22 protein-coding genes are annotated in these 25976 nt (G+C 66.2%); 7 read left to right on the top strand and 15 right to left on the bottom strand.

Annotation, left to right across the window (positions count from 1 at the left end; all coding sequences use genetic code 11):
- Positions 1 to 115 precede the first annotated feature (115 nt).
- On the bottom strand, positions 116 to 1048 hold the full coding sequence (locus ABE459_RS19265) for a LysR family transcriptional regulator (RefSeq protein ID WP_125464115.1): 933 nt from the start codon (positions 1046 to 1048) through the stop codon (positions 116 to 118).
- Between the two features lie 113 nt (positions 1049 to 1161).
- On the opposite strand from ABE459_RS19265, the gene ABE459_RS19270 reads away from it, so the two are divergent.
- On the top strand, positions 1162 to 1422 hold the full coding sequence (locus ABE459_RS19270) for a DUF2790 domain-containing protein (RefSeq protein ID WP_125464116.1): 261 nt from the start codon (positions 1162 to 1164) through the stop codon (positions 1420 to 1422).
- Positions 1423 to 1539: 117 nt separating this feature from the next.
- The gene (locus tag ABE459_RS19275) at positions 1540 to 2838 is read left to right on the top strand and encodes an MFS transporter (protein WP_258704224.1); all 1299 of its coding nucleotides are present in this window, start codon (positions 1540 to 1542) and stop codon (positions 2836 to 2838) included.
- Here ABE459_RS19275 and ABE459_RS19280 read toward each other — a convergent pair.
- A complete protein-coding gene (locus tag ABE459_RS19280; RefSeq protein WP_323831046.1) occupies positions 2835 to 3533 on the bottom strand; it encodes a tRNA (adenine(22)-N(1))-methyltransferase TrmK in 699 nt (232 codons plus the stop codon). The genes ABE459_RS19275 and ABE459_RS19280 overlap by 4 nt on opposite strands.
- 169 nt (positions 3534 to 3702) lie before the next feature.
- Here ABE459_RS19280 and ABE459_RS19285 point away from each other — a divergent pair, with 169 nt between their 5' ends.
- Complete coding sequence (locus ABE459_RS19285) at positions 3703 to 4083, top strand: RidA family protein (RefSeq protein ID WP_323831045.1); 381 nt, start codon at positions 3703 to 3705, stop codon at positions 4081 to 4083.
- A gap of 65 nt (positions 4084 to 4148) precedes the next feature.
- On the opposite strand, the gene ABE459_RS19290 is transcribed toward ABE459_RS19285, so the two are convergent.
- Positions 4149 to 5036, bottom strand: a complete 888-nt coding sequence (locus tag ABE459_RS19290; protein WP_323831044.1) for an RHS repeat-associated core domain-containing protein — start codon at positions 5034 to 5036, stop codon at positions 4149 to 4151.
- A gap of 190 nt (positions 5037 to 5226) precedes the next feature.
- Here ABE459_RS19290 and ABE459_RS19295 point away from each other — a divergent pair, with 190 nt between their 5' ends.
- Positions 5227 to 7227, top strand: coding sequence for a U32 family peptidase (locus tag ABE459_RS19295; protein WP_323831043.1), 2001 nt, complete (start codon positions 5227 to 5229; stop codon positions 7225 to 7227).
- A 143-nt stretch (positions 7228 to 7370) separates the two neighbouring features.
- On the top strand, positions 7371 to 7928 hold the full coding sequence (locus ABE459_RS19300; RefSeq protein WP_125858662.1) for a transcriptional regulator: 558 nt from the start codon (positions 7371 to 7373) through the stop codon (positions 7926 to 7928).
- 241 nt (positions 7929 to 8169) lie between these two features.
- Here ABE459_RS19300 and ABE459_RS19305 read toward each other — a convergent pair whose 3' ends face one another.
- The 3 genes from ABE459_RS19305 to ABE459_RS19315 are packed head-to-tail and all read right to left on the bottom strand — an operon-like array spanning position 8170 to position 13856.
- Positions 8170 to 9573, bottom strand: coding sequence for an efflux transporter outer membrane subunit (locus ABE459_RS19305; RefSeq protein ID WP_323831042.1), 1404 nt, complete (start codon positions 9571 to 9573; stop codon positions 8170 to 8172).
- Entirely contained in the window at positions 9573 to 12698 is a 3126-nt protein-coding gene (locus ABE459_RS19310) for an efflux RND transporter permease subunit (protein WP_323831041.1), read from the bottom strand. The genes ABE459_RS19305 and ABE459_RS19310 overlap by 1 nt, the downstream gene beginning before the upstream one ends.
- A 15-nt stretch (positions 12699 to 12713) precedes the next feature.
- The gene (locus tag ABE459_RS19315; protein WP_323831040.1) at positions 12714 to 13856 is read right to left on the bottom strand and encodes a MexC family multidrug efflux RND transporter periplasmic adaptor subunit; all 1143 of its coding nucleotides are present in this window, start codon (positions 13854 to 13856) and stop codon (positions 12714 to 12716) included.
- Between the two features lie 181 nt (positions 13857 to 14037).
- Here ABE459_RS19315 and ABE459_RS19320 point away from each other — a divergent pair, with 181 nt between their 5' ends.
- On the top strand, positions 14038 to 15570 hold the full coding sequence (locus tag ABE459_RS19320; protein ID WP_323831039.1) for an FAD-dependent oxidoreductase: 1533 nt from the start codon (positions 14038 to 14040) through the stop codon (positions 15568 to 15570).
- Between the two features lies 1 nt (position 15571).
- On the opposite strand, the gene ABE459_RS19325 is transcribed toward ABE459_RS19320, so the two are convergent.
- Complete coding sequence (locus tag ABE459_RS19325) at positions 15572 to 16015, bottom strand: anti-virulence regulator CigR family protein (RefSeq protein ID WP_323831038.1); 444 nt, start codon at positions 16013 to 16015, stop codon at positions 15572 to 15574.
- Positions 16016 to 16161: 146 nt separating this feature from the next.
- Here ABE459_RS19325 and ABE459_RS19330 point away from each other — a divergent pair, with 146 nt between their 5' ends.
- Complete coding sequence (locus ABE459_RS19330; RefSeq protein ID WP_323831037.1) at positions 16162 to 17172, top strand: aldo/keto reductase; 1011 nt, start codon at positions 16162 to 16164, stop codon at positions 17170 to 17172.
- Between the two features lie 21 nt (positions 17173 to 17193).
- On the opposite strand, the gene ABE459_RS19335 is transcribed toward ABE459_RS19330, so the two are convergent.
- From ABE459_RS19335 to ABE459_RS19370, 8 genes are all read right to left on the bottom strand, one after another.
- Complete coding sequence (locus ABE459_RS19335; RefSeq protein WP_323831036.1) at positions 17194 to 18330, bottom strand: glycerate kinase; 1137 nt, start codon at positions 18328 to 18330, stop codon at positions 17194 to 17196.
- A gap of 239 nt (positions 18331 to 18569) precedes the next feature.
- Positions 18570 to 19820, bottom strand: coding sequence for an OprD family porin (locus ABE459_RS19340; RefSeq protein WP_323831035.1), 1251 nt, complete (start codon positions 19818 to 19820; stop codon positions 18570 to 18572).
- Between the two features lie 62 nt (positions 19821 to 19882).
- The gene (locus ABE459_RS19345; protein ID WP_323831034.1) at positions 19883 to 21085 is read right to left on the bottom strand and encodes a benzoate/H(+) symporter BenE family transporter; all 1203 of its coding nucleotides are present in this window, start codon (positions 21083 to 21085) and stop codon (positions 19883 to 19885) included.
- Positions 21086 to 21262: 177 nt separating this feature from the next.
- The gene (gene catA / locus ABE459_RS19350; protein WP_125464133.1) at positions 21263 to 22177 is read right to left on the bottom strand and encodes a catechol 1,2-dioxygenase; all 915 of its coding nucleotides are present in this window, start codon (positions 22175 to 22177) and stop codon (positions 21263 to 21265) included.
- 35 nt (positions 22178 to 22212) lie between these two features.
- The gene (gene catC / locus ABE459_RS19355) at positions 22213 to 22503 is read right to left on the bottom strand and encodes a muconolactone Delta-isomerase (protein ID WP_110994971.1); all 291 of its coding nucleotides are present in this window, start codon (positions 22501 to 22503) and stop codon (positions 22213 to 22215) included.
- 132 nt (positions 22504 to 22635) lie between these two features.
- On the bottom strand, positions 22636 to 23760 hold the full coding sequence (locus ABE459_RS19360) for a muconate cycloisomerase family protein (RefSeq protein ID WP_323831033.1): 1125 nt from the start codon (positions 23758 to 23760) through the stop codon (positions 22636 to 22638).
- Positions 23761 to 23789: 29 nt separating this feature from the next.
- Positions 23790 to 25127, bottom strand: coding sequence for an aromatic acid/H+ symport family MFS transporter (locus ABE459_RS19365; protein WP_323831032.1), 1338 nt, complete (start codon positions 25125 to 25127; stop codon positions 23790 to 23792).
- 56 nt (positions 25128 to 25183) lie between these two features.
- On the bottom strand, positions 25184 to 25945 hold the full coding sequence (locus ABE459_RS19370; protein ID WP_323831031.1) for a 1,6-dihydroxycyclohexa-2,4-diene-1-carboxylate dehydrogenase: 762 nt from the start codon (positions 25943 to 25945) through the stop codon (positions 25184 to 25186).
- Between the last annotated feature and the right edge of the window lie 31 nt (positions 25946 to 25976).

Raw genomic sequence — 25976 nt, forward strand, 5'->3', positions numbered from 1 at the left:
TTGTTTTATGATTTTGTGGTGTTGGTGGGTGTTTTTTTTTTTTTTTTGTTGGAGGGCGACGTCCGGGCGCTCTGGTTGGGGGGGGCGGGGGCTCACCCCCGCGATGGCCCTCCGCCTACCGCCAATACTGCGCCTCATCCACCACCCGCTGGTGCTCGGCGAACAGCAACGGCAACTGCTCCTTGAGGTAATCGATCCAGGTACGCACCTTGGCATCCAGGTAATGCCGCGACGGGTAGATCGCATAGATCTCACGCTGGCGCAGCCGATAGGGCGCCAGCAACCGGCACAGGCGCCCTTCCTGCATGGCCTGGCTGGCCGAGTAGTACGGCAGCAACCCTACCCCCATGCCCAGCTCGGTGGCCTTGACCATCGCGTCGGCGACATTGGTGAGGAAGGTATCCTGGGGCGCGATGACGCAGCTTTCCGGTGCCTTGCCGAAGGTCCAATCCTCTTCGAACAGCGGATCGACGGTGCGCAGGCAGGTGTGCGCGTGCAAGTCCTGCGGCTGTTTGGGCACGCCGTGCCGGGCCAGGTAATCCGGCGAGGCGCAGAGAATGCTGTGGATGCTGCCCAGCGGGATGGCGATCAGCTGCGAATCGGGCAAGCCCTGGCCAATGGCGATCACCACATCGTGCCCCTCGGCCAGCGGGTCGGGGTTGCGCTGCGACAAGGTCAACTCCATCACCACTTCCGGGCAGGAGGCGTTGTAGCGCGCCACCAGCGGCATCATCAGCAGGCCCAGGCCATGGGTGCAGTGCAAGCGCAGCCGGCCGCGGGGCGTGAGGTGGGCGCCACGGGCCTCGTCCATGGCCTCTTCGGTGAGCAGCATGATTTGGCGCGAGCGCTCGAGAAAACGTTCGCCCGCCTCGCTCATGCGCAGGCGCCGGGTGGTGCGGTGCAGCAGGCGTGTCTGCAGCTGGTTTTCCAGCTCCGCGACGATCCGCGACACCTGCGCCGCCGAGATGTCCAGGGCGTTGGCGGCGGCAGCGAAACTGCCGCACTCCACTACCCGGGCAAAGGTGCGCATCGCATGCAGCATGTCCATGAGGTGGGCTCTCATTCATACATGAAAGGCAGGAATCTATCACGGGTTAGCCCATTTATTGTGAAACACCAATGAATGGATCATGGACACATCCCGAAAACGAGGAGCCTGTCATGAAACGTTCGATCGCTGTTGTCGCCCTGTCCGCCACCCTCGCCTCGTTCGGCGCCCTCGCCGACAGCGCCACCCAACAGCCCGTGAGCAGCAGCTACGAATACGGCATGCCGATGGACGTGGCCAAGGTCATCTCGATCACCCCAGCCAGCAACGCCGCCGATTGCCAGGTGGGCACCGCGCACATGGTCTACGTCGACCACCAGGGCCAGACCCACCAGGTCGACTACCGCGAAATGGGCAACTGCTCGCAGCAGTGACGCCTGCGCAAACGGCCGGGAAAAATACCAGCCGTCATGCCCAAAGTGCATTTGCCCACCTGCCTTGCCGCCCCATGATCGTCCGGAACAACTACAAGAACGTTCCGGAAGCCGATCATGATCGAAACCGCTGCTGCCCTGCCCGCCCATTCGCCGGCCGCCACCCATGCACGCATCACCTGGCGGCTGATGCCGCTGCTGCTGGTGTGCTACCTGTTCGCCCACCTCGACCGCATCAACATCGGCTTCGCCAAGATGCAGATGAGCGCCGACCTGGGCTTTTCCGACACGGTGTACGGCCTGGGTGCCGGCCTGTTCTTCGTGGCCTACGCGCTGTTCGGCGTGCCCAGCAACCTGGCCCTGGACCGGGTCGGGCCACGCCGCTGGATCGCCACGCTGATGGTGGTCTGGGGCCTGCTGTCCACCGGCATGCTGTGGGTGCAGGACGCAGCCGGCTTCTATACCTTGCGCTTTTTGCTCGGCGTGGCCGAAGCCGGCTTCTTCCCCGGCATCCTGGTGGTGCTCAACCGCTGGTACCCGGCCAGACGCCGGGCCCAGGTGACCGCGCTGTTCGCCATCGCCGTGCCCTTGGCCGGGGTGGTCGGCGGGCCGCTGTCCGGCGGCATCCTGCAAGCCTTCCATGACCACGGCGGCCTGCGCGGCTGGCAGTGGATGTTCCTGATCGAAGGTTTACCCGTGGTGCTGCTGGGGCTGGTGGTGCTCAAGTGGCTGCCGGACAGCTTCGAGCAGGTCAGCTGGCTCAGCGCCGAACAGAAACGCGCCCTGCGCGAGGAACTGGACGGCGAAGAACAGCGCAAGCCGGTCAGTTCGCTGACGGGCCTGCTGGGCAACGCCCAGGTGTGGCTGCTGGTGGCGGTGTATTTTGCGGTGATGCTGGCGGTGAACACCCTGGCGTTCTGGATGCCTAGCCTGATCCATGGCGCCGGGATCGGCAGCGATGGCCAGGTCGGCCTGCTCAGCGCCGTGCCTTACCTGGCCGGCTGTCTGTTCATGCTCGGTTGCGGGCGCTCGTCGGACCGCCACCGGGAGCGCCGCTGGCACCTGTGCGTGCCGCTGCTGATGGCCGCCGCCGGCATCGCCGTGGCCGGGTTGGCACCGGGCAATGCGTTGCTGGTGATGAGTGGCCTGGTAGTGGCCGGCATGGGCGCCAGTGCCGCGCTGCCGATGTTCTGGCAACTGCCCCCGGCGTTCCTGGCGGGCAGCACCCAGGCGGCGGGGATCGCCATGATCAGTTCGTTCGGCAGCATCGCCTCGTTTCTCGCGCCCTACCTGATCGGCTGGATGCGCGACACCGCCAACAGCCCTGGCCTGGCGCTGCAGGTGCTGGCGGTGGCCATTGTGCTCGGGGGCCTGCTGGTGCTTAAAGTGCCGGCCAGCGTGGCCAACCCGCGTTAGGCGGCGAGCATCTCGCTGATCCAGCGGGCCTGACGGGCGATGTCCTGCACCTTGTCCTCGGGCACCGGCTGGCGAGCACGCTCGAAATTATCGAGGGTCTGCTGTTTCTGGCGCAGCATGCGCTGCCACTTGAACAGGAACGCCGGGCTGCGCTGCTCCATCAGCAGCGGGCCGAAGTACAGCTGTTCGGCGCTGTAGACGACCGCCTCGCAACGCTCGGCAACAATGATTTCGTAGTCGAAGCGGTGCTCGCGCAACACTTCTTCGCAGCGGATGCGGTAGTCGTTGTCCATCAGCCACTGGCGCAGCGGCTGCTCACCGCCGTTGGGCTGCAGCACCAGGCGTTCCTTGCCGCTCAAGCGTTGCTTGCCGGCCTCGAGGATGTCGCGGATGGTTTCGCCGCCCATGCCGCAGATACTGATCGCGGTGATGCCGTCACCCGGTTCGATGGCTGCCAGGCCACTGGCGTGACGCACCGTGATGCGATCATCCAGGCCGTTTTCGCGCACGGTGCGCCGTGCGGCCTGATAGGGCGTGAGCGCCACCTCGCCGGCCACCGCCGCGACAATCGCACCGCGGCGCACCAGCGCCGCCGGCAGGTAGCCATGGTCCGAGCCGATATCGGCCAGGCGCGCCCCGGCCGGCACATGGGCGGCCACGCGCTCCAGGCGCATGGACAATGTGTGTTCGTTCAACGCAAGCCTCTTCTCACAACCTGGGCCCGGCACCTGTGGCCGGGTCGGGGCGCGATTCTGACCGCCCGCGCCGCGCATTTCAAATGCCCGCGACCGACTGCCCCCGCTCGACCTGCCCGACCCGCTCGCGTAGGCTTGGCAGTTTCCTTCCGTTGCAAGGCAAAATCCCATGGCTAACAGCGACATCATCTACACCCCCGACCCGGACGCCGACTCGATTTCCTCGGACGTTGCCGAATACAACGGTATCCTGGTCAGCACCCAGATCCCCGTGCAGGCCGATGGCAGCCTCGAACTGGGCGACATCACCACCCAGTGCGAATGCACCCTGCAGGCACTCAAGGTCGCCCTGGAGCGCGCCGGCAGCTCGATGGACCGGGTGCTTCACCTGACCATCTACCTGACCGACATGGCCGACCGCGCTGCCTTCAACGAGGTGTACCAGCGGTTCTTCAAAAAGCCGTGGCCGGTGCGCGCGGCGGTGGGCGTGGCTTCTCTGGCGTTCGAGGGGATGCGTGTGGAAGTCACGGCAATGGCCGCGAAAGACTGATCCCACAATTCAAGGGTCCAGGAAACCTTTACGGCGCATCCGTGGACCCGATCGCATCGTGGAATTCAACTTGGGTTGATTAAAACGGAGGTCTCGCGCCCCTTAGACCCTTGTCTGACAGCATCCATCCGCCTGCCCACTTCGCCCCCATCCTGAGCCTGCAGTTGTTCGAGCGTCCTCGCACCAGAGCCATTCCTGATCTGTTGCGCCGTCGTGCCGTTGGCGGTGACCGCATCGGAAATATTCTTGGCCGTAGTGAACAATTCCTTCCACTCGGACAGCTTCCCGGTGACCTTGCCACTCGTGTATGCCGACAAGGGCGTCAACACTTCGATGACAGTAGTGAGCCACGGGCTGGGCTCCGGTTGCCACTTGTTAACCAGACCGGATATGCCTGCGGCCGTACTCAGCGTTGTAGAGCCGACAGCTAATCCATACTCCATGGCCGTTGGCGTTCGCGGCAACCGCCCATAATCTTCTGCTGCAAAATGCGGCCTTGCTTGCCGAACATAGTATTCGGTGCCCAGCATGTACTTCAGCAGGGCAGCATCCTGCAACACCAGCGCCCCGGCGACCATGGCGAGATCGTTGCTCATCGACTGGGGGTTTGTGGTGATATCAGGCGACTGCGTTGGCCGCCTCATCATCTTGCCATCGGGATCACTGAAGTTGACCGGATCCCCTCGGCAGTATGCATAAGCATTCAACCCTCCCGCACCAAACGGGCTCAAGCGATCAGGCGAGTGAAACCGCATCAGTAGTGGATCGAAAGTGCGATGGCCATTGCCCAGGTGGTAATTACCCGTCGAAGGGTCACGCAGTTGACCACAGTACGCCAGTGAAGATCCTCGCCCACTGAACAGAACCCCGTAGGGCGTATAGGCCCGACGAAAGCCTGAACCACCAAGCAGCGACTGTAGCCTGTCGAGCATCGGCAGATAGGTGGTTGCCATGAAGTCCCCCTCCGCGAATAGGCGCTTTGGATCGACCTTATCACCCACCGCCAGTCACCAGAACTGACAAAAATACCAGGTCCCCCTCCCTGTTACCCTTATGTACGCAAGTTCATCGGTTATGGATGCCCCCGCCCGATTTCACCGCTACAATGCCCGCCTTACCGTGACAGCCCGAACCTATAACGACATGTCCCTTCCAAAGCACCACCTGGAACTGCTCAGCCCTGCCCGTGACGTGAGCATCGCCCGCGAGGCGATCCTGCACGGCGCTGACGCCATCTATATCGGCGGCCCGAGCTTCGGCGCGCGCCACAACGCCTGCAACGAGGTCAGCGAGATCGCCGAGCTGGTGGAGTTCGCCCGGCGCTACCACGCGCGGGTGTTCACCACCATCAACACCATCCTCCACGACAACGAGCTGGAGCCGGCGCGCAAGCTGATCCACCAGCTGTATGACGCCGGGGTCGATGCGCTGATCGTGCAGGACCTGGGGGTGATGGAGCTGGATATCCCGCCGATCGAGCTGCACGCCAGCACCCAGACCGACATCCGCACCCTGGCCCGGGCCAAGTTCCTCGACCAGGCCGGTTTCTCGCAGCTGGTACTGGCCCGTGAGCTGAACCTGCAGGAAATCCGCGCCATCGCCGCCGAAACCGACGCGGCCATCGAGTTCTTCATCCACGGCGCACTGTGCGTGGCCTTCTCCGGCCAGTGCAACATCTCCCACGCCCAGACCGGGCGCAGCGCCAACCGTGGCGACTGCTCCCAGGCCTGCCGCCTGCCGTACACCCTCAAGGACGACCAGGGCCGTGTGGTTGCCTTCGAGAAGCACCTGCTGTCGATGAAGGACAACAACCAGACCGCCAACCTGGCCGACCTGGTGGATGCCGGCGTGCGCTCGTTCAAGATCGAGGGCCGCTACAAGGACGTGGGCTATGTGAAGAACATCACCGCCCACTACCGCAAAGAGCTGGACGCCATCCTCGAAGGCCGCCCGCAGCTGGCCCGCGCCTCCAGCGGGCGCACCGAGCACTTCTTCGTGCCCGACCCGGACAAGACCTTCCACCGCGGCAGCACCGACTACTTCGTCAGCGATCGCAAGATCGACATCGGCGCCTTCGACTCGCCGACCTTCACCGGCCTGCCGGTGGGCGTGGTGGAGAAAGTCGGCAAGCGCGACCTGCAGGTAGTGACCGACGTCCCGCTTAGCAACGGCGACGGTCTCAATGTGCTGGTCAAGCGTGAGGTGGTGGGTTTCCGCGCCAACATCGCCGAACTCAAGAGCGAGTCCGAAGACGACGGCCAGAAGCGCTACCGCTACCGCGTCGAGCCCAACGAGATGCCCGAGGGCCTGTACAAGCTGCGCCCCAACCACCCGCTGTCGCGCAACCTCGACCACAACTGGCAGCAAGCCCTGCAGCGCACCTCGGCCGAGCGCCGGGTGGGCGTCGAGTGGCACGCGGTGCTGCGTGAGCAGCGCCTGATGCTGACCCTCAGCAGCGAGGAAGGCGTGAGCGTGCAGGTGGCCCTGGATGGCCCGTTCGGTGCCGCCAACAAGCCGCAACAGGCGCTTGACCAGTTGCACGACCTGCTCGGCCAGCTCGGCACCACCATGTACCACGCCAACGCCATCGAGCTGGACGCGCCGCAGGCGTACTTCATCCCCAACTCGCAGCTCAAGGCCCTGCGCCGCGAAGCCATCGAGGCGCTGACCGAGGCGCGGGTCAAGGCCCACCCCCGTGGCGCTCGCAAGGCCGAGACCACGCCAGCGCCGGTGTACCCCGAGTCGCACCTGTCGTTCCTGGCCAACGTCTACAACCAGAAGGCCCGCGACTTCTACCACCGCCATGGCGTGCAACTGATCGACGCCGCCTACGAGGCCCATGAAGAGCACGGCGAAGTGCCGGTGATGATCACCAAGCACTGCCTGCGCTTCTCCTTCAACCTGTGCCCCAAGCAGGCCAAGGGCGTCACCGGCGTGCGGACCAAGGTCGCACCGATGCAACTGATTCAGGGCGATGAAGTACTCACCCTGAAGTTCGACTGCAAGCCGTGCGAGATGCATGTGATCGGCAAGATGAAGAGCCATATCATCGACCTGCCCACCCCAGGCAGCGCCGTGGCCCAGGTGGTCGGGCATATCAGCCCGGAAGACCTGCTCAAGACCATTCCGCGCGCGCCGCACTGATCGTTCTGCGCTGCGACCACTTCGCGGGTTTCTCCGCGAAGTGGTCGCAAAGATCCATAAAAGTCTCAAAAGAGACCTTTATTCTTGATCCTTCTTTTGTTTTCTGCACAATGCCAAGCATGCGAACCACGCGAGGCAACCCGATGCAACCCACCCCTCACGACGAACGCCTGCTCAAGGCCTTGGCCAACGCCATGGTGGTCCACCCCCGGGCGACCCTTAAGGAGCTGGCCGAAACCGCCGGCGTCAGCAAGGCCACCCTGCACCGCTTCTGCGGCACCCGCGACAACCTGATCGAGATGCTGGAGAACCATGGCGAGCAGGTGCTCAACCAGGTCATCCGCGACGCCGACCTCACGCAGGTCGAGCCGCTGCCTGGGCTGCGCCACCTGATCGCCGAGCACCTCAAGCACCGCGAGATGCTGGCCTTCCTGATGTTCCAGTACCGCCCCGATACCTTGCTGGGCGACAGCGAGGATCGTCGCTGGCATGCCTATACCCAGGCCATGGACGCATTCTTCCTGCGCGCCCAGCAATTGGGTGCGCTGCGCATCGATATCAGCGCGGCGGTGTTCACCGAGATGTTCCTGAGCATGATCTTCAGCATGGTCGACGCCGAGCGCCGCGGCCGGGCGGCCAGTGCCACCTCGGCGCTGACCCTGGAGCAGTTGTTCATCCACGGGGCCCAGGCGCCGGCCTGAAGCCGCCCCCCACGAACCTTGTGGGAGCAACTGTCTTTGTAGGAGCGGCCTTGTGCCGCGAAAGGGCCGCAAAGCGGCCCCAGCGTTACCACATAGATTGCCGGGGCCGCTGCGCAGCCCTTTCGCGGCACAAGGCCGCTCCTACAGGCGAAAGGGCCATCCCACCCACTGCAAAAAAAGGCCCCTGGGCACGGGTCCCAGGGGCCAGAGGGTTGGATAACCCAACCAAAGGAGTCGTTGCCTAGCCCTTCATCGGCCACCCGCCACCCAGGGCGCGGAACAGGTCGACCAGGGCCAACTGGCGCTGGGTGCTGGCCTGGATATAGGCCGCCTCGTTGACGAAGTTGCTACGCTGCGCGTCCAGGTAGCGCAGATGGTTATCCACCCCACCCTCATAACGCGCCTTGGCCAAGGCCTCGGTCGCCCGGCTGGTATCGGCCAGCGCCCGACGCGCGGCCTCCTCACGGCGTAGCGTGTCGGTGGCGGCCAGGGCATCGGCCACCTCGCGGAATGCGGTCTGGATCGTGCCCTCGTAGGCCGCCACCGCCGAATCCTTGCGCGCCTCGGCCAGGCTCAGGCCGGCGCGGTTGCGGCCGGCATCGAACAATGGCAGCGACAGCTTGGGCATGAAGCTCCAGCTGCGCGAACCGCCGTCGAACAACCCGGACATCTGCGCGCTGGAGGTGCCGAAGCTGCCGGTCAGGCTGATGCGCGGGAAGAACGCCGCCCGCGCCGCACCGATATCGGCGTTGCGTGAACGCAAGCGGTGCTCGGCGGCGAGGATGTCCGGGCGGCGCTCGATCAGCGCCGACGGCAGGCCAGGGGTGATGTCCTGCAGCACCATTGGCTGGTCCGGGCGCTCACCCGGGATCAGCTTGGCCGCCTGCGCGTCGCCCAGCAGCAGCACCAGGGCGTTATAGGCCTGGCGTTGCTGGCGCAGCGTGGCTTCGAGGTCGGCCCGGGACTGCTCGACCAGCCCCAACGCCTCCTGATGGTCCAGCGCGGTGGCGGTGCCGGCGGCGCGGCGCTGGCCGACCAGGGTCAGCGAATCCTCGCGGCTGGCGAGGGTCTGGCGGGTCAGCGCTAGGCTGCGCTCGGCGCCATCCAGGGTCAGGTAGGCCTGGCTGACTTCGGCGATCAAGGCAATGTGCGCGGCACGGCCGACCTCCTCGCTGGCCAGGTACTGCTCCAACGCCGCATCGCTCAGGCTCTTGACCCGGCCGAACAGGTCCAGCTCGTACTCCGGCAGCGCCAGACCCACCTGATAGGTGCTGCTGACGCCCTCACGTCCATTGCTCGACAGCGCCGCCGGCAGATGCTGGCGATTGCCCGATGCAGCGGCATTCAAGCCGGGCACCCGGTCGGCGCGCTGGATGCGGTATTGCGCGCGGGCCTGCTCGATGTCGAGCAGGGTCTGGCGCAACGAACGGTTGTTACCCAACGCGGCGCCCACCAGCTGACGCAGCACCGGGTCGACGATGAATGCCTGCCAGTCAAGCTGATCCACCACCGGGCCTTGATGCCCGGCAGCGTCGCCCCACTGCGCCGGCACCGGCGCCTCGGGGCGCTCATAGGTCGGCGCCAGGGAACAGCCCGCCAGGGTCCAGGCCAGGACCAACGGAATAACACGAGTACCCATGAACATCACTTGGCCACCACGACAGCCTGCGGCGCTGGCTTGCGCTTGAGCAACGACAGCACCCAGACGAAACAGATCGGCACAAACACCACCCCCAGCAACGTCGCGCTGAGCATGCCGCCGATCACCCCGGTGCCGATGGCGCGCTGGCTGGCAGCACCGGCGCCGGTGGCGATGGCCAGCGGTACCACGCCGAGGATGAAGGCCATGGAGGTCATCACGATCGGACGGAAACGCAGGCGCGCGGCCTCGATGGCGGCGTCGCGCAGGCTGTAGCCCTTCTCCCACAGCTCCTTGGCGAACTCGACGATGAGGATGGCGTTCTTCGCCGCCAGGCCGATGATGGTGATCAGGCCGACCTTGAAGTACACGTCGTTGGGCATGCCGGTGGCCATCACCGCCAGCACCGCACCGAGGGCGCCGATCGGCACGATCAGCATCACCGTCAACGGAATCGCCCAGCTTTCGTACAGCGCCACCAGCAGCAGGAACACCACCAGGATGGCCAGGGCGAACAGGCTGCCGGCCTGGCCGCTGGAGACCTTTTCCTGGTACGAAAGCCCCGTCCAGGCATAGCCGATGCCGGGCGGCAGCTCACTGACCAAGCGCTCCATTTCGGCCATGGCCTGGCCGGTGCTGTGGCCCGGTGCCGCATCACCGGCGATGCGGATCGACGGGTAGCCGTTGTAGCGCACCAGTTGCACCGGTCCTTCTTCCCAGCGCGTGGTGACGAAGGCGCTGAACGGGACCTGCTCACCGCTGGCGTTGGGTGCGTACAGGCGCAGCACGCTTTCCGGGGTCATGCGTTCGCCTTGTTCGGCCTGCACCACCACGCGCTGCTGGCGCCCGGCATTGGTGAAGTCGTTGATCACCGCCGAACCGAAGGCGGTGGCCAGGGTACTGTTGATGGTCTCGAAGCTCACGCCCAGGGCGCGGGCCTGCTCACGGTCGATCTGCACCCGCAGCTGCGGCGACTCCGCCAGGCCCTCCATCATCGCGTACAGAATCACCGGGTTGCCGTTGGCACCGGCCAGCAGCTGGTCGCGGGCGGCCAGCAGCGCTTCACGGCCCAGGCCGCCCCGGTCCATCAGGCGCAGGGCGAAGCCACCGGCATTGCCCAGGCCGTCGATCGGCGGTGGGTTCACGGCGGTGAGGGTGCCGTCGCCATGGGCGGCGAAGCGCCCGTTGATGGCGTCGATCTCGGCCGCCGCGGATTGGTCCGCGCCGCGCAACGACCAGTCCTTGAAGGTCGGGAAGGCCAGTGCGGCATTGTCCCCCATGCCAGAGAAGCTGAAACCGCTGACCACGAACGCCGAGGCCACCGCCTCGCGGGACATCAGGAACTGCTCCAGGGCTTGGCCGGTGGCATCCGTACGTACCCGGCTGGCGCCCGGCGGCAGTTGCACGTCGACGATGGCATAGCCTTGGTCTTCGACTGGCACGAAGGACTCCGGCAGGCGCAGGTAAAAATAACCGAGCATGGCCAGGATGCCGGCGTACACCAGCATGTAGCGCCCGGCACGCTGAACCAGCGCGCTGTTCAGCGCCGAGTAGCGATCGGTAAGACGCGCGAAGCTGCGGTTGAAGGCGCCGAAGAAGCCGCGTTTTTCATGGTGGCCCTGGGGCACCGGCTTGAGCAGCGTGGCGCACAGCGCCGGGGTGAAGGTCAGGGCCAGGAAGCCCGAGAACAGGATCGACACCGCCAGCGACAGCGAGAACTGCTGGTAGATCACCCCCACCGAGCCGGACATGAACGCCAGCGGCATGAACACTGCCGACAGCACCAGGGTGATACCGATGATCGCACCGGACACCTGCCCCATGGCCTTGATGGTCGCCTGCACGGGCGACAGACCCTCTTCGGCCATCAACCGCTCGACGTTCTCCACCACCACGATGGCGTCGTCCACCAGGATGCCGATGGCCAGCACCATGCCGAACATGGTCATCATGTTCACCGAGAAGCCGAGCAGCTTCATCACCATCAGCGTGCCCAGCAGGCACACCGGCACCACGATCGAGGGGATTAGCGTGTAGCGGATGTTCTGCAGGAACAGGAACATCACCAGGAATACCAGCACCATGGCTTCGATCAGGGTATGGATGACTTTCTCGATGGCCACGTCGACGAACCGCGAGGTGTCGTAAGGCACCGAGTACTCGACGCCTTCAGGGAAGAACGCGGACAGTTCGGCCAGGCGCGCCTTGACCAGCTCGGCGGTTTTCAGGGCGTTGGCGCCCGGCGCCAGCTGCACCGCGCCGGCCACTGCCGGCTTGCCGTCCAGGCGCGAACCGAAGTTGTAGCTTTCCATGCCGACTTCCAGGCGCGCCACGTCGGCCAGGCGCACCAGCGAGCCGTCTGGGTTGGCGCGCAGAACCACCTGGCCGAACGCCTCAGGGTTGTCCAAGGTGCCTTGCACGGCCAGGGTCGCGGTCAGTTCCTGCTCGCTGGCGCCTGGCGCGCTGCCGAAGCTGCCGGCCGGCACTTGCACGTTCTGGCCACGGATGGCGTTGCCGACATCGTCGATGCTCAGGCCGTAGCCCACCAGCTTCTGTGGGTCGACCCACACGCGCATGGCCGCTTCCGAGGAGAAGAACTGCAGCTTGCCCACGCCCGGCACCCGGCGCAGTTCGTTATTGATATTGCGTGCGGCGTAATCGCCCAGGGCGGTGGTGTCGGCCTTTTCGAAGCCTTGCTGGTAGTTGAGCGCATAGATCAGCAAAAAGCCCGCGCTGCTCTGCTCCACCTGCAGCCCTTGGGCCAGCACGGCCTGGGGCATACGGGCCTCGGCCTTCTTCAGGCGGTTCTGCACATCGACCTGGGCCAGCTCGGGGTTGGTCCCGGGCTCGAAGGTCACCACCACCTCGGCCACGCCGTTGGAGTTGTTGGTGGACTCGAAGTACAACAGGTTCTTGGCACCGTTGAGGGACTCTTCGATGACGCTGGTCACCGACTCCACCAGCACCTTGGCCGATGCGCCCGGATAGGTGGCGGTGACCGTGATCTGCGGCGGGGCGACGTTGGGGTACTGGGCCACCGGCAGCAGCGGGATCACCAGCAGCCCGGCCAGGGAGATGAACAGCGCCACGACCCAGGCGAAGTTCGGCCGATTGATGAAGAACTTGGACATTTCGCTACCCTCGCCTCAATGCGCTGCGGCTTGCTGTGCCTGGGCCGGGCTGACCGGCATGCCAGGGGCCAGGCCTGCCGGGCTGCCGACGATCACCTGGTCGCCTTCGCGCAACCCTTCGGTGATCTGCCAACGTGCGCCCTGCATCACCCCGGTACGCACGGCGCGGGCCTCGGCCAGGTTGCCGGTGCCCACCACCATCACCCGTGCTTCGCCGTCGCTGCCGCGCTGCACGGCGCGTTGCGGCACCAGGATGGCCTGCCGATCGGTGCCCTGCGGGGTGCGCACCCGCACGTACATGCCTGGCAGGAGCGTCCCGTCGGCGTTATCGAAGCACCCGCGCAGGGTGACCTGGCCGGTGCCCCGGTCGACCTCGACGTCGGTGAACATCAGGGTGCCCTGGCGCTGGTAGTCGGTGCCTTCGACCTGGGCCATAAGCGCCGTGTCGTCGCCACCGGCCAGCGCGCCATCCTGCAGTGCCTGGCGCAGGCGCAGGGCGTCGGCGGCGGACTGGGTGAAGTCGACGTAGATCGGGTCGAGCTGCTGGATCCGCGCCATCAGCGTGGCGTCGCCCTGCCCCACCAGCGCACCTTCGGTGACCAGGGCGCGACCGATACGGCCGGAGATCGGCGCCGTGACCGTGGCATAGCCGAGGTTCAGCCGCGCCGTCTGGACATCTGCCTGGGCTGAACGCACCGCGGCTTGGGCGCTGCGCAACGTGGCGTTGGCGCTGTCGAAGTCCTGGCGGCTGACGGCTTCGATCTTCACCAGCGGCTCATAGCGCTTGACCCGTGCCTGGGCTTCCTGCTGCACCGCCTGGGCCCGCGCCAGATCGCCATTGGCGCGAGCCAGGGCAGCCTGGAACGGCGCCGGGTCAATCTGGAACAGCACATCGCCGGCCTTGACGTCGGCACCCTCTTCGAAACGTTTGTGCAGCACGATACCGGCCACCCGGGCCCGCACTTGCGCCACCCGCATCGGTTCGACCCGGCCCGGCAGGGTCGAAGCCAGGCTCAGCGGCTCGCTGGCCACTGTCACCAGTTCCACCGGGAATGCTGCAGGCGCAGCGGCCTGCGGTTCACCCGCCGAGTCACACCCGGCCAGCGCCACGGCCACCGCCAGCCAACTGGCCACCCCAATTGCACGCAAGTTGCTCATCACATCACCCGAGCTTTTGATTGAAAACGGCGCGAATGGTACTCAGGCATGCCTAATGAGTCAATTTAGTCTCATTTGATATTCTTGTGAGCAATTGTAAGCACCTGCCCGGTCGTCGGCTTGCCGCATACCCCACCCAGGCCAGGCGTCAAATGATTACCAAGCCCTGCGGAGAACGCCCATGCCCCTGCACCCCGTGGCCACCCTCGCCCAACTCGATCAACAGCGCCCCCTGCGCGTTCAGGCCGGGGCCGAAGAGGTGATCCTGGTTCGCCATGGCGACCAGGTGCGCGCCTACCAGGGCAACTGCCCCCATGAAGGCGCGCCGCTCGATGAAGGCGTGGTATGCGGCGGCCTGCTGGTTTGCCCCTGGCACAAGGCTGCATTCGCCGTGGATGAGGGCGCGGTGTGCGAACCGCCTGCGCTGACGGGCCTGCGCCGCTACCCCGTGCAGATCAAGGGCGACCAGGTCTGGGTCGATGATCAAGCCCTGCCCCTGGCGGCAGCGCCCCGCCACAGTGATGCACGGGTGTTCGTGGTGGTCGGTGCCGGCGCTGCCGGTTCAGCGGCCGTGGCCACTCTGCTCGACCATGGTTTCGGCGGGCGCCTGGTCTGGGTCGATCAGGAACAGCCCAGCGCCTACGATCGCACCGCCCTGAGCAAATTCGTCATCGCCGGGCAGATGCCGCCGGACGAGGTGCCGACGCTGCTGGAGCCCGACGTGCTGCGCCAGAAGCCGTTGCAGCGCCTGCACGCCAAGGTGCGCAGCCTGAACGTGGCCAGCCGTGAAATCGTCCTCGCCGATGGCCAGCGCCTGAAGTACGACGCGGCCCTGCTGGCCACCGGCGGCAAGCCCAAGCGCCCCGAACTGCCCGGCGTGCAATTGCCTGGCATCTGCGTGCTGCGCTCGCGCGAGGACGCCGCGCGCCTGCTCGACCTGGCCGAACCCGGCCAGCCGGTGGTGATCGTCGGCGATGGCTTCATCGGCCTGGAAGCGGCTTCGGCACTGCGCAAGTACGGCCTGCAGGTGCATGTGGTGACCCGCCATGCGGTACCGCTGGCGAAACAGCTGGGCGAGCGCATCGGCCTCAGCCTGCGCGAGCTGCACGAGCGCAAGGGAGTGGTGTTCCATGGCCCCACCGAAGTGGCCGCCTTCGAAGGCGGTGAGCGGGTCGAGGCAGTGGTCCTCGCCAACGGCGAGCGCCTGGCCACACCACTGGTGCTGCTGGGTACGGGCGTCACGCCGGCTACCGGGTGCCTCCAGGGGCTACAACTGGGCGAAGACCGCTCGGTGCAGGTCGACGCCCATCTGCAGGCCGCCGAAGGCCTGTGGGCGGCCGGCGATATCGCCACCTTCCCCCTCGCCGGGCGCCCGGTGCGCATCGAGCACTGGCGCCTGGCCCAGCAACAGGGGGTGATCGCGGCCGCCAACATGCTCGGCGAGCGGCGCCGCTACGATGATGTGCCGTTCTTCTGGACCTACCAGCATGGGCGCACCCTCGAGGTGCTCGGGCATGGCCGCCAGTGGAACCGCATCGAGTATGTCGGTGAGCCCGAGCACGGCGATTTCATCGCCCTGCAATGCATCGACGACCAGCTCGAAGCGGTGATCGCCAAGGGCTATGCGCGGGCCATGGCGGTGCTGTCGCAACGGATGAAACGGCCGTTGTCCAGCCGCGAGGCGCGGGAGCTGATAGATGCCTGGCCAGACTGACTCAGTCCAGCGCGCCGTGCAGCACCTCATAGATAAGGCCAGTGGCAGCCGCCACCAGGATCAGGTCGGTCCCCGCCTGGAGCCAGTCATAGCCATCGTAATGGGGTAGTTGGCCCAGCAGCCTGCCGTCGAGTTTCTTGGCTATGCCCGGGGGCAGCGGCTTGCCGCGGGCGAGGTTTTTCTGGATGCCTGGCGGCAAAGGCGCCGCAGGTGCCCAGTAGTCATGGTAGCGGTCAAGGGTGATCCGCACCCCGCCGATATCCACTTGAGGCCCGCCGTGGTAGGCATTGCCAGCTTTGTCGGGTTTGCCCTTGCCGGGTTTATCGTGCTGCTGGCCATGGGCGTTGCCTTTGCCCTGGCCATTGCCGGGGTCCGCCAGCAGCAGCGGCGAAGTGCCGAGCATGGCGAGGCTGGTGACGATGGCGATGATCCGCTGCGACTTCATGGGCCTGCTCCCTGGTAATCGATTGGCGCACGGTCAAGCATCGACCAACCCGCGCACCAGGGCAAGGCTGGCACCTGCACCTTTCAAAGTGCCCGGGTTCTGTGTAAAAACACCTGACCCTCATCGCACGCAAAGGATTCCCGGCAATGATCTACCGCCCCCTCGGCCACAGTGGCCTGCAAGTCTCGGCCCTCACTCTCGGCAGCATGATGTTCGGTGAACAGACCAGCACCGAAGACGCCCTGCGCATCATCGACAAGGCCTGGGACCAGGGCATCAACTTCGTCGACACCGCCGATGTGTACAACGGCGGGCGTTCCGAGGAGATCGTCGGCGAGGCGGTGGCGCGCAACCGCCAGGAGTGGATCGTCGCCTCCAAGGCCGGCTACGGCCCGGTGGATGGCCTGCCCAACCGCAGCGGGCTGTCGCGCAAGCACCTGTTCAACGCCATCGAAGCCACGCTCACGCGCATGGGCACCGACTACCTGGACATCTACTACCTGCACCGCGAAGACCACAGCGTGCCACTGATCGATACCGTGCGGGCGATCGGCGACCTGCTGGCGCAAGGCAAGATCCGCTACTGGGGCGTGTCCAACTTCCGCGGCTGGCGCATCGCCGAGATCTGCAACGTCGCCGACCAGCTCGGCGTGGCCAAGCCGGTGGTCAGCCAGCCGCTGTACAACATCGTCAACCGCCAGGCCGAGCCTGAGCAACTGACCGCAGCGGCCTACCATGGCCTGGGCGTGGTGCCATTCAGCCCGCTGGCCCGTGGCGTGCTCAGCGGCAAGTATGCCCCAGGCTCCGTGCCGGACGCCGGCAGCCGCGCCGGGCGCCAGGACAAGCGGATCATGGAAGTGGAATGGCGCCAGGAGTCGCTGAGCATCGCCCAGAAGATCCACGCCTACACCGAGGCCAAGGGCGTGGGCATCGTCGAGTTCGCGATTGCCTGGGTGCTGAACAACCGCCTGGTCAGCTCGGCCATCGTCGGCCCGCGCACCGAGGCGCAGTGGGACACCTACGCCGGTGCCCTGGAGGTGAAGGTAACCGCCGAGGACGAAGCTTTCATCGATTCGCTGGTAACCCCGGGCCATGCCTCCACGCCCGGCTTCAACGATGTGGCGCACTTTGTCAGCGGGCGCCTGCCGCGCGCTTGAGTGCTGCCTGAGTGGTGCGGCTCAGCGCCGCGCCACCTGCCACAACCGTGCAACGTCCCCTGCCCGTGCCTTGAGCAGATTGCCCGCGTCGGCACAGGCCTGCTCCAGGCTCATCGGCCCGCTGGCCAGGGCAAATGCGGCGTCGATGCCGTGCGCATACAGCTGCTCATAGCCCGCGCCCAAGGTACCAGCCAGCACCACAACGGGCACGCCATGGCGTTTAGCGACCCGTGCGACACCCATGGGCGTCTTGCCACGCAGGGTCTGCGCATCGAATCGCCCCTCACCAGTGATCACCAGGTCGGCGCTCTGCACCAACGTATCCAGCTGTGCCAGCTCAGCCACCACCTCGACCCCAGGGCGGAACTGCGCGCCCATGAAGGCCTTGGCCGCGAAGCCCATGCCTCCGGCCGCGCCGCTGCCCGGCTGGTCACGTACATCCTTGCCCAGCAACTGCGCGCAATGGTCGGCGAAATGGCCCAGTGCCTGGTCCAGCGCCTGCACCTGCTCGGGGCTGGCGCCCTTCTGCGGGCCGAAAATCGCCGAAGCGCCATTGACGCCGCACAGCGGGTTGTCGACATCGGCGGCCACCTCCACCTGCACGTGCGCCAGGCGCGGGTCGAGGCCGCTGGCGTCGATGCGGGCCAGTTGCGCCAGGGCCAGGCCGCCTTCGGCCAGCGCTTGGCCTTGTGCATCCAGCAGGCGCAGGCCAAGGGCGCGCAGCATGCCACTGCCGCCGTCGTTGGTGGCGCTGCCGCCGATGGCCAGGACAATGCGCCGGGCGCCGGCCGCCAAGGCAGCGGCGACCAGCTCGCCGGTACCCCAGGTGCTGCTGCGGCAGGCATCGCGCTGGGCGCTGGGGATCAGCTGGATGCCGCTGGCCTGGGCCATCTCGATCACCGCAGTGCGGTTTTCAGGCAGCCAGCCCCAGGCAGCTTCCACGCTCGCACCCAGTGGCCCACGCACCTGCTGGCGGCGCTGTTCGCCCTGGCTGGCGGCGACGATGGCCTCCATGGTGCCTTCGCCGCCATCCGCCATTGGGCACTCGACCAGGGTGGCCTGCGGCCACACGGCGGCCAGGCCGCTGGCGATGGCGCGGGCGACACCGGCAGCGTCGAGGCTGTCCTTGAACGAATCGGGGGCGATGACGACTTTCATGGGGCTACTCCTGTGCTGATGCCTCGCATGCTGACAGTTGTCTGGCAGGGCGGCCTCTGTCGGATGCACAAAAGCGGGAGTGGGTTGTTTGGGCGGATGCCTTCCCAGGCAATGCTGGGGCTGCTTCGCAGCCCTTTCGCGTCACAAGGCCGCTCCTACAAGTTACCGCGATGTCCTGTAGGAGCGGCCTTGTGTCGCGAAAGGGCCGCACAGCGGCCCCGGCATTGTTGAATTGAACGTCAGAACAACTGCCAGGTGTACACCAGGATCAACCGGTTCTCATCGATATCACTGCGATAATTGGACCGCGCCATGGCATTGCGCACCCTAATCCCCAACCCCTTGAGCACCCCGCTCTGCACCGCATACCCCAGGTCGATGTCCCGCTCGCGGTCGCGCCCTTCGAACCCCTTGCCGGTGTCGACGTTGTCGCCGGTGATATAGCGCACCGTGGCCGTTAACCCTGGGACCCCCATGGCCGCGAAGTTATAGTCGTAGCGCAGCTGATACGAGCGCTCGTCGGTATAGGCGAACTCATAGGTCGGCACTTCGTTGCCCAGCGGGCTGATGTTGGCGAACACCCGCGGGAACGGGCTGTCGCCGTACATGGCCTGGTAACCGGCGCCGAAGCTATGCCCCCCACGCTTGGCGGTGAACATCGAGAAGAATGCCTGGTTGTCGATATCCCCCAGCAGCGCATCGCCATCCTCGCGGGCAGTGAAGTAGCCCAGGTTGGCACTGAGCACCCAGTCACCCACCGGTTTGCTGTGCTTGAAGCCGACGAAACTCTGCTGGTAGATATCTTCCAACTGCCCGTGCCACAGGCTCAGGCTGCTCAGGTTGGCATTGAACGCGTAGTCGCCGCCGACATAATTGAACGCATCGCTCTCGGCCTGGCGCATGGGCACATGGCCAAGCATGGCGTTGAGCTTGCCGTCGCCGGCTTCATTGCGCAGGTGGGTGGAGCTGAGGTGGCCGGCCTGCACGGTCAACCCGTCGATTTCACTGGAGCTCAGGCTCACGCCCTGGTAGGTCGGCGGCAGCAGGCGGATATCGCTGAAGGTCAGCACCGGCAGGTTGGGCTGCAGCTCGCCTGCACGCAGTTCGGTCTTGGACAGCCGCGCCTTGAACGTCGGGGCGATGCGGCTGTATTCACTGGCGGCGCGACCATCGCCGTGTACCGGCAACAGGCCGGTGTTGACCCGGTCCGGGCTGCTGTCCAGACGGATGCCGAGCAGGCCCAGGGCATCCACGCCAAAACCGACGGGGCCCGGCGTATAGCCGGACTTGAAATCGAGGATGAAGCCTTGGGCCCACTCCTCGGCCTTGGACTGCGGGTTGGCGCCGACGATGTCCGAGTAATCACGGCTGAAGTAATAGTTGCGGGCGCTGAGGCTGGCCCTGGCGTCCTCGAAAAAGCCGCCGTCGGCAGCCCACAGTGGTTGGCTGAGCAGGCTCAGGCCGATGGCGACGCAAGGGGTGTGGTTCATTCCGAAGCTCTCTGATCTTGTTGTTATGTGATAAAGCGCAGAACCAGAACGTGATGGGTGGCTCAGGACTCCTGTTCAGAAGTGGCGGCGCGCAGCCGTGGCCGGCGCAGGCTGACCAACGCGTGGGCGAGCAGGCCGAACAGCAGCCCCCAGAACGCCGCCGACAGCCCAAGGAAAGTCACGCCCGAAGCGCTGACCAGGAAGGTGAACAACCCGGCATCGCGCTCGCCGGGCTCGGCCAGGCTGCGCGCCAGGGCCTCGCTGATCGCGCCGTACAGGGCCAGGCCTGCAAGCACGGCGATCAACGCGGCGGGAAACGCAGCGAACAGCGACATCAAGGTGGCCCCGGCAATACCCAGCAGCAGGTACAGCGCACTGCCCGCCACTGCCGCCACATAGCGTCTGCGCGGGTCTTCGTGGGCCTCGCGGCCGGTGCACAGGCTGGCGGTGACCGCCGCCAGGTTCAGCCCGTGGCAACCGAACGGCGCCAACAGCAGGCCGCCCAGGGCACTGGCACTGATCAGTGGGCTGGCCTCTGTGCGGTAGCCGGCATTGCGCAGCACCGCCATGCCGGGCATGAACTGCCCGGTCAGCGCCACCAGTACCAGCGGCAACGCCAGGCTGAAGGTCGCGGCCAGGCTGAATTGCGGCGTGGTCCATTGCGGCGTGGCCAGGGCCAGCACCAGTTCGCTGCCGCGAAATTCGCCGCTGGCCACGGTCACCAGGGCGCCCACGGTCAAGACCGCCGCCACCGCATAGCGCGGCTGCACCCGGCGCATCAGCACGTAGCTGACGAACATCGCCAGCAGCAATACCGGCTGCACCGGCAAGGCGCGGAACACCTCGATGCCGAAGCTGAACAGGATCCCGGCCTGCATGCCGGCGGCGATGGAACCGGGCAGCCGGGCGATCAGGCGGTCGAAGGCGCCACTGATGCCGATCAGCAGCAGCAACGTATTGGCCACCAGGTAGGCGCCGATCGCCTGCTCCAGGCCAATGTGCGGCAAGGCGGTGACCAGCAGCGCCGAGCCCGGTATCGACCAGGCGATCACCACCGGCACCCGGTAGCGCAGGCTCAGCAGCCCCCCCAGCACAGCGCTGCCCATGGACACCGCCCACACCCACGAGGACAACTGGCCGTGGGACAGGCCAGCGGCTTCGGCGGCGTGGAAAATGATCACCAGCGGGCCGGCATAGGAAATCAGCGTGGCGATGCAGCCGGCCACGACGGCGGACAGGGAGCAATCCTTGAACAGGGTTTTCATGGGATTTCTCGCAACAGCGGGTTGGGCCGGACTCGGTGCCTGGCTCTTGTCATGTGTTGCCTGGATTGCGAGGGCTGCGCCCTCGGTTCGCGACACAAGGCCGCTCCTACAGGTAATGCGCGGCCCCTGTAGGAGCGGCCTTGTGTCGCGATGGGCTGCAAAGCAGCCCCGACAATCTCAGCCCTCTTGCAACGCTCGCGGCCGTCCGCTGCGCTGTTCGGCATCGCTGTCATGCGCCTGTTGCAGCTGGAAGTCGAAGCGCAACTCGGCATGCCGCCCCTCGGCACCGTCGTGGAACACCACCTCCCCCACCAACCCCTCCCGGGTGGCATAGGCGAAGTCGTCCCACAGGTACTTGTCGCCGGCCAGGTTGATCTGCGTGGTCAGGTGCCGATGGCCCGGCGCCGAGATGAAGAAGTGGATGTGCGCCGGGCGCTGGCCGTGGCGGCCGAGCAGGTCCAGGCACTCCTGGGTCGGCCCCTGGGGGTCGCAGCCATAGCCGGACGGCACGATGGAGCGCGCGCGGTAGCGGCCCTCGGCGTCGGTGACGATGCGTCGGCGCAGGTTGTACTCGGACTGGCTCTGGTCGAAGAACGAATAGGTGCCGCGGGTGTTGGCGTGCCACAGGTCCACCGTGGCCCCGGCCAGCGGCTGGCCATCGGGGCCGCGCACCTGGCCTTCGAGGTACATCACCGTGGCCTCGCCCTCCTCGCTGCCATCGTCCATGCGCACTACGGCCTGGGCCAGCGGTGCACCGGCCACGTACAGCGGGCCTTCGATGGTGCGCGGGGTGCCGCCGGTCAGGCCGACCTCGGCATCCTTGGCGTCCTGCAGCAGGTCGAGGAAATGCTCGATGCCAAGCCCGGCCACCAGCAGCCCGGCTTCGCCGCGACCGCCCAGGCGGTTGAGGTAGTCGACGGCGAGCCAGAACTCGTCCTCGCTGACCTCCAGGTCCTCGATCAGCCGCGCGGTGTCCTGCAACACGCGCTGGACGATGCGCTTGAGGCGCGGGCTGCCCTCGTCGTTGCCAAAGCCTGCGGCTTGTTCGAAGAATTTCTGCACATCAGGGGTGTGGGCGATCTTCACGGTCATGATCAGGTACCTCGTTGTTCTTGTCGTTGGGGGTTTCAGCGGTCGTCGCTGTGGACCGACGAGGGGTGGCGGCACAGGCCGGCGACCTCGATGTCCATATAGGGGAACAGCGGCAGCTGCATCAGGGTGTCGTGCAGCGCCTCGACGCTGGGCACGTCGAACACGCTGTAGTTGGCGTAGTGCCCGGCGATGCGCCACAGGTGGCGCCAGGTGCCGTCGCGCTGCAGGCGCTGGGCCAGCTGCTTTTCGTCGGCCTTGAGTTGCGCGGCCTTGGCCGGGTCCATGTCGACCGGCAGTTTTACGGTCATCTTTACGTGGAACAGCATGGTGTTCTCCTTACGTCAGTCGTTGCTTCTGTGGGAGCGGGCTTGCCCCGCGAACACGGGCGAGGCCCGTGCCATCCACCGCGGTGCCTGCTTCGCGGGGCAAGCCCGCTCCCACAGGGATTGGGTGTTACTTCAGCTACGGCGGGCGAAGCGTGCGAGCTGCGCCTCGTCCAGGGTCAGGCCCAGGCCTGGGGTGCCTGGCACGTGCAACTGGAAGTCGCGGTACACCGGCGGCTGGTTGACGATCTCTTCGGTCAGCAGCAGCGGCCCGAACAACTCGGTACCCCAGGTCAGCTGGCGAATGGTCAGGAAGGCATGGGCCGAGGCCAGGGTGCCCACGCTGCCTTCGAGCATGGTCCCGCCGTACAGGGCGATACCGGCCGCTTCGGCGATCTGCGCGGTGCGCAGCACGGCGCGCGGGCCACCGTTCTTGGCGATTTTCAGGGCGAAGATGCTCGCCGCGCCGTCGGCGGCCAGGCTGAAGGCGTCCTCGACGCTTTCGATGGACTCGTCGGCCATGATCGGCGCCGGGCTGCGCTGGTTCAGGCGGATCTGCCCGCCACGGTTGATGCGCGAGATCGGCTGTTCGATCAGGTCGATGCCGTTGTCGCCCAGCACCTGGCAGGCGCGGATGGCCTGGGACTCGTCCCAGTACTGGTTGACGTCGACACGCACGCTGGCGCGCTCGCCCAGTTCGCGCTTGATCGCCACCACGTGCTTGAGGTCCTGGGCCACCGGGTTGGCGCCGATCTTCAGCTTGAACACCCGGTGCCGGCGAATTTCCAGCATGTGCTCGGCCTCGGCGATATCGCGGGCGGTGTCGCCGCTGGCCAGGGTCCAGGCCACTTCCAGGCTGTCGCGCACGCGGCCACCGAGCAGCTCGCTGACCGGCAGGCCCAGGCGCTTGCCCTGGGCGTCGAGCAAGGCGCTCTCGATACCGGACTTGGCGAAGGTGTTGCCCTTGGCCAGCTTGTCCAGCTTGAGCATGGCCGCGTTGATGTTGTCGGCGGCCATGCCGACCAGCGCCGGCGCCAGGTAGGCGTCGATATTGGCCTTGATGCCTTCCGGGCTTTCGTAGCCGTAGGCCAGGCCACCGATGGTGGTGGCTTCGCCGATGCCTTCCACACCGTCGCTGCAGCGCAGGCGCAGGATCACCAGGGTCTGCTGCTGCATGGTGTGCATGGCCAGCTTGTGCGGGCGGATGGTCGGCAGGTCGACGATGATCGCCTCCAGCCGGTCGATGGTCGGGCTTGTCATGCCAAGGCTCCAGTTCAGTCAGTAAAGGGTCAGGCCGTCGCCGCCAGGGCCTGGCGCCGGCCACTGGCCAGGTGCACGGCCATGGCCAGGGCGGCGATCGCGCCGGGGATGGCGAAGGCGATGAAATTGAGTTGCAGCGGCAGGTTGATGCCCATCAGCGCGCCACCGAGCAGCGGGCCGACGATGGCGCCGTTGCGGCCGATTCCGGAGGCCCAGCCCAGGCCGGTGGAACGCACCGACAGGCCGTACAACTGGGCGGCGCCGGCGTACAGCAGGATCTGCGTGCCGATGGTGGTGGCGCCGGCGATGAAGATCAGCAGGTACAGCACCGGCATCGGGCTGTTGACCCCCAGCAGGCTGATCGACAGCGCGGCGGCGATGAAGAACGCCACCTTGACCTTGACCAGGTTGTAGCGGTCGCCCAGCCAGCCGCCGAGGATCGCCCCGGCCATGCCGCCGAAGTTCAGCACCAGCAGGAACGACAGGCTCGAACCCAGGCTGTAGCCGGCGTTGGCCATGAGTTTCGGCAGCCATGAGCTCAGTGCGTAGACCATCAGCAGGCAGCAGAAGAACGCCAGCCACAGGGCCAGGGTGCGGATGGCCAGGCCGTTCTGGAACAGTTTGAGAACTGAGGTGAGCGTGCTGGCCTTATCGCGGGGCAAGCCCGCTCCCACGCTGAGAGTGTCTTGGAGGGTGACGTCGCAATTCGGATCAACGCGCTTGAGCAACGTGCGGGCTTCGTCCATGCGGCCCTGGCGCACCAGGAAGCCGATGGACTCGGGCAGGTAGTAGAGGATCACCGGCAGCAACAGCAGCGGCACGGCGGCGGCAAAGAACATCGACTCCCAACCGAAACGCGGCAACAGGAAAATGCCGACCCCGGCCGAGAGCATGCCACCCAGCGAATAGCCACTGAACATGATCGCCACCAGGGTGCTGCGCAGGCGCTTGGGGGCGTATTCGTTCATCAGCGCCACGGCGTTGGGCATCAGCCCGCCGCACCCTAGCCCGGCAAAGAAGCGGTACAGGCCGAACTCGCTGGGGCTGCTGGCAAAGCCGTTGAGGATGGTGGCCCCGGAGAACAGCGCGAAGCAGATGGCGATGCCCTTCTTGCGCCCGATGCGGTCGGCCAGGCTGCCGAACAGCAGAGCGCCGAACATCATGCCGAACAGCGCGTAGCTGCCCAGGGCGCCGGCCTGCAGCGGGGTCAGGCCCCATTCTTTCATGATGGTCGGCAGGACCACGCCGTAGATGAACAGGTCGTAGCCGTCGAAGATCAGCAGCAGGCCGCACCAGGCCATGACCATCCAGTGGAAGGGGCTGAAGCGGGCGTTGTCGATGATCGGGTGCACGTCGAGTGTTCGCATGGCATCTGTCTCTTTTGTTTTTGTTGTGTGAAGAGAAAACCTTGCCGGGGCGGCCGTCAGCCGAGGTCGCCACCGCCCACCGGCAGGGTTACGCCGGTGATGTACGAGGCCTCGTCAGAGGCCAGGAAGAGGATCGCGCCGACCTGTTCGTCGAGGCTGCCGTAGCGCTTCATCAAGCTGCTGGATACGGTCTGGTCGACGATCTGCTGGTACCAGCCTTTCTCCTGCGTGCTCTGCTCGGCCTGGTTGCGCGGGATGCGCCGGGGCGGTGCCTCGGTGCCGCCGGGGGCGGTGGCATTGACGCGGATGCCGCGCTCGGCGGTTTCGAAGGCCAGGCACGCGGTGAGCGCGTTGACGCCGCCCTTGGCCGCGCCGTAGGGCACGCGGTTGACGCCACGGGTGGCGATGGACGAAACGTTGACGATGGCGCCGCTGCCGCGTTCGAGCATGTAGGGCAAGGCGGCGTGGCAGCACCACAGGGTGGGGAACAGCGAGCGACGCACTTCGGCCTCGATCTGCTGCACCTCGTAGTGTTCGAAGGGCTTGGCCCAGATGGTGCCGCCGACGTTGTTGATGAGGATGTCGAGGCGGCCGAAGGTTTCCACGGCGCGGGCCATTACCGTGGCGCAGTCGGCATGTTGCTCAAGGTCAGCGGTGAGGGTCAGCATGCCCTCGCCGGCCAGCTCGTGGACCAGCTCGGAGCGGTCCACCGCCACCACCTGCGCGCCTTCGGCCTTGAGCCGCCAGCACACGGCGCGGCCGATGCCCTGGGCGGCGCCGGTGACCAGGGCGATTTTGTTGTGGAATCGGTTGTTCATGTCGATCTCCTTGTGGGAGCTGGCTTGCCAG

Source organism: Pseudomonas sp. TWI923, assembly GCF_039673365.1.
Lineage (GTDB): Bacteria > Pseudomonadota > Gammaproteobacteria > Pseudomonadales > Pseudomonadaceae > Aquipseudomonas > Aquipseudomonas sichuanensis.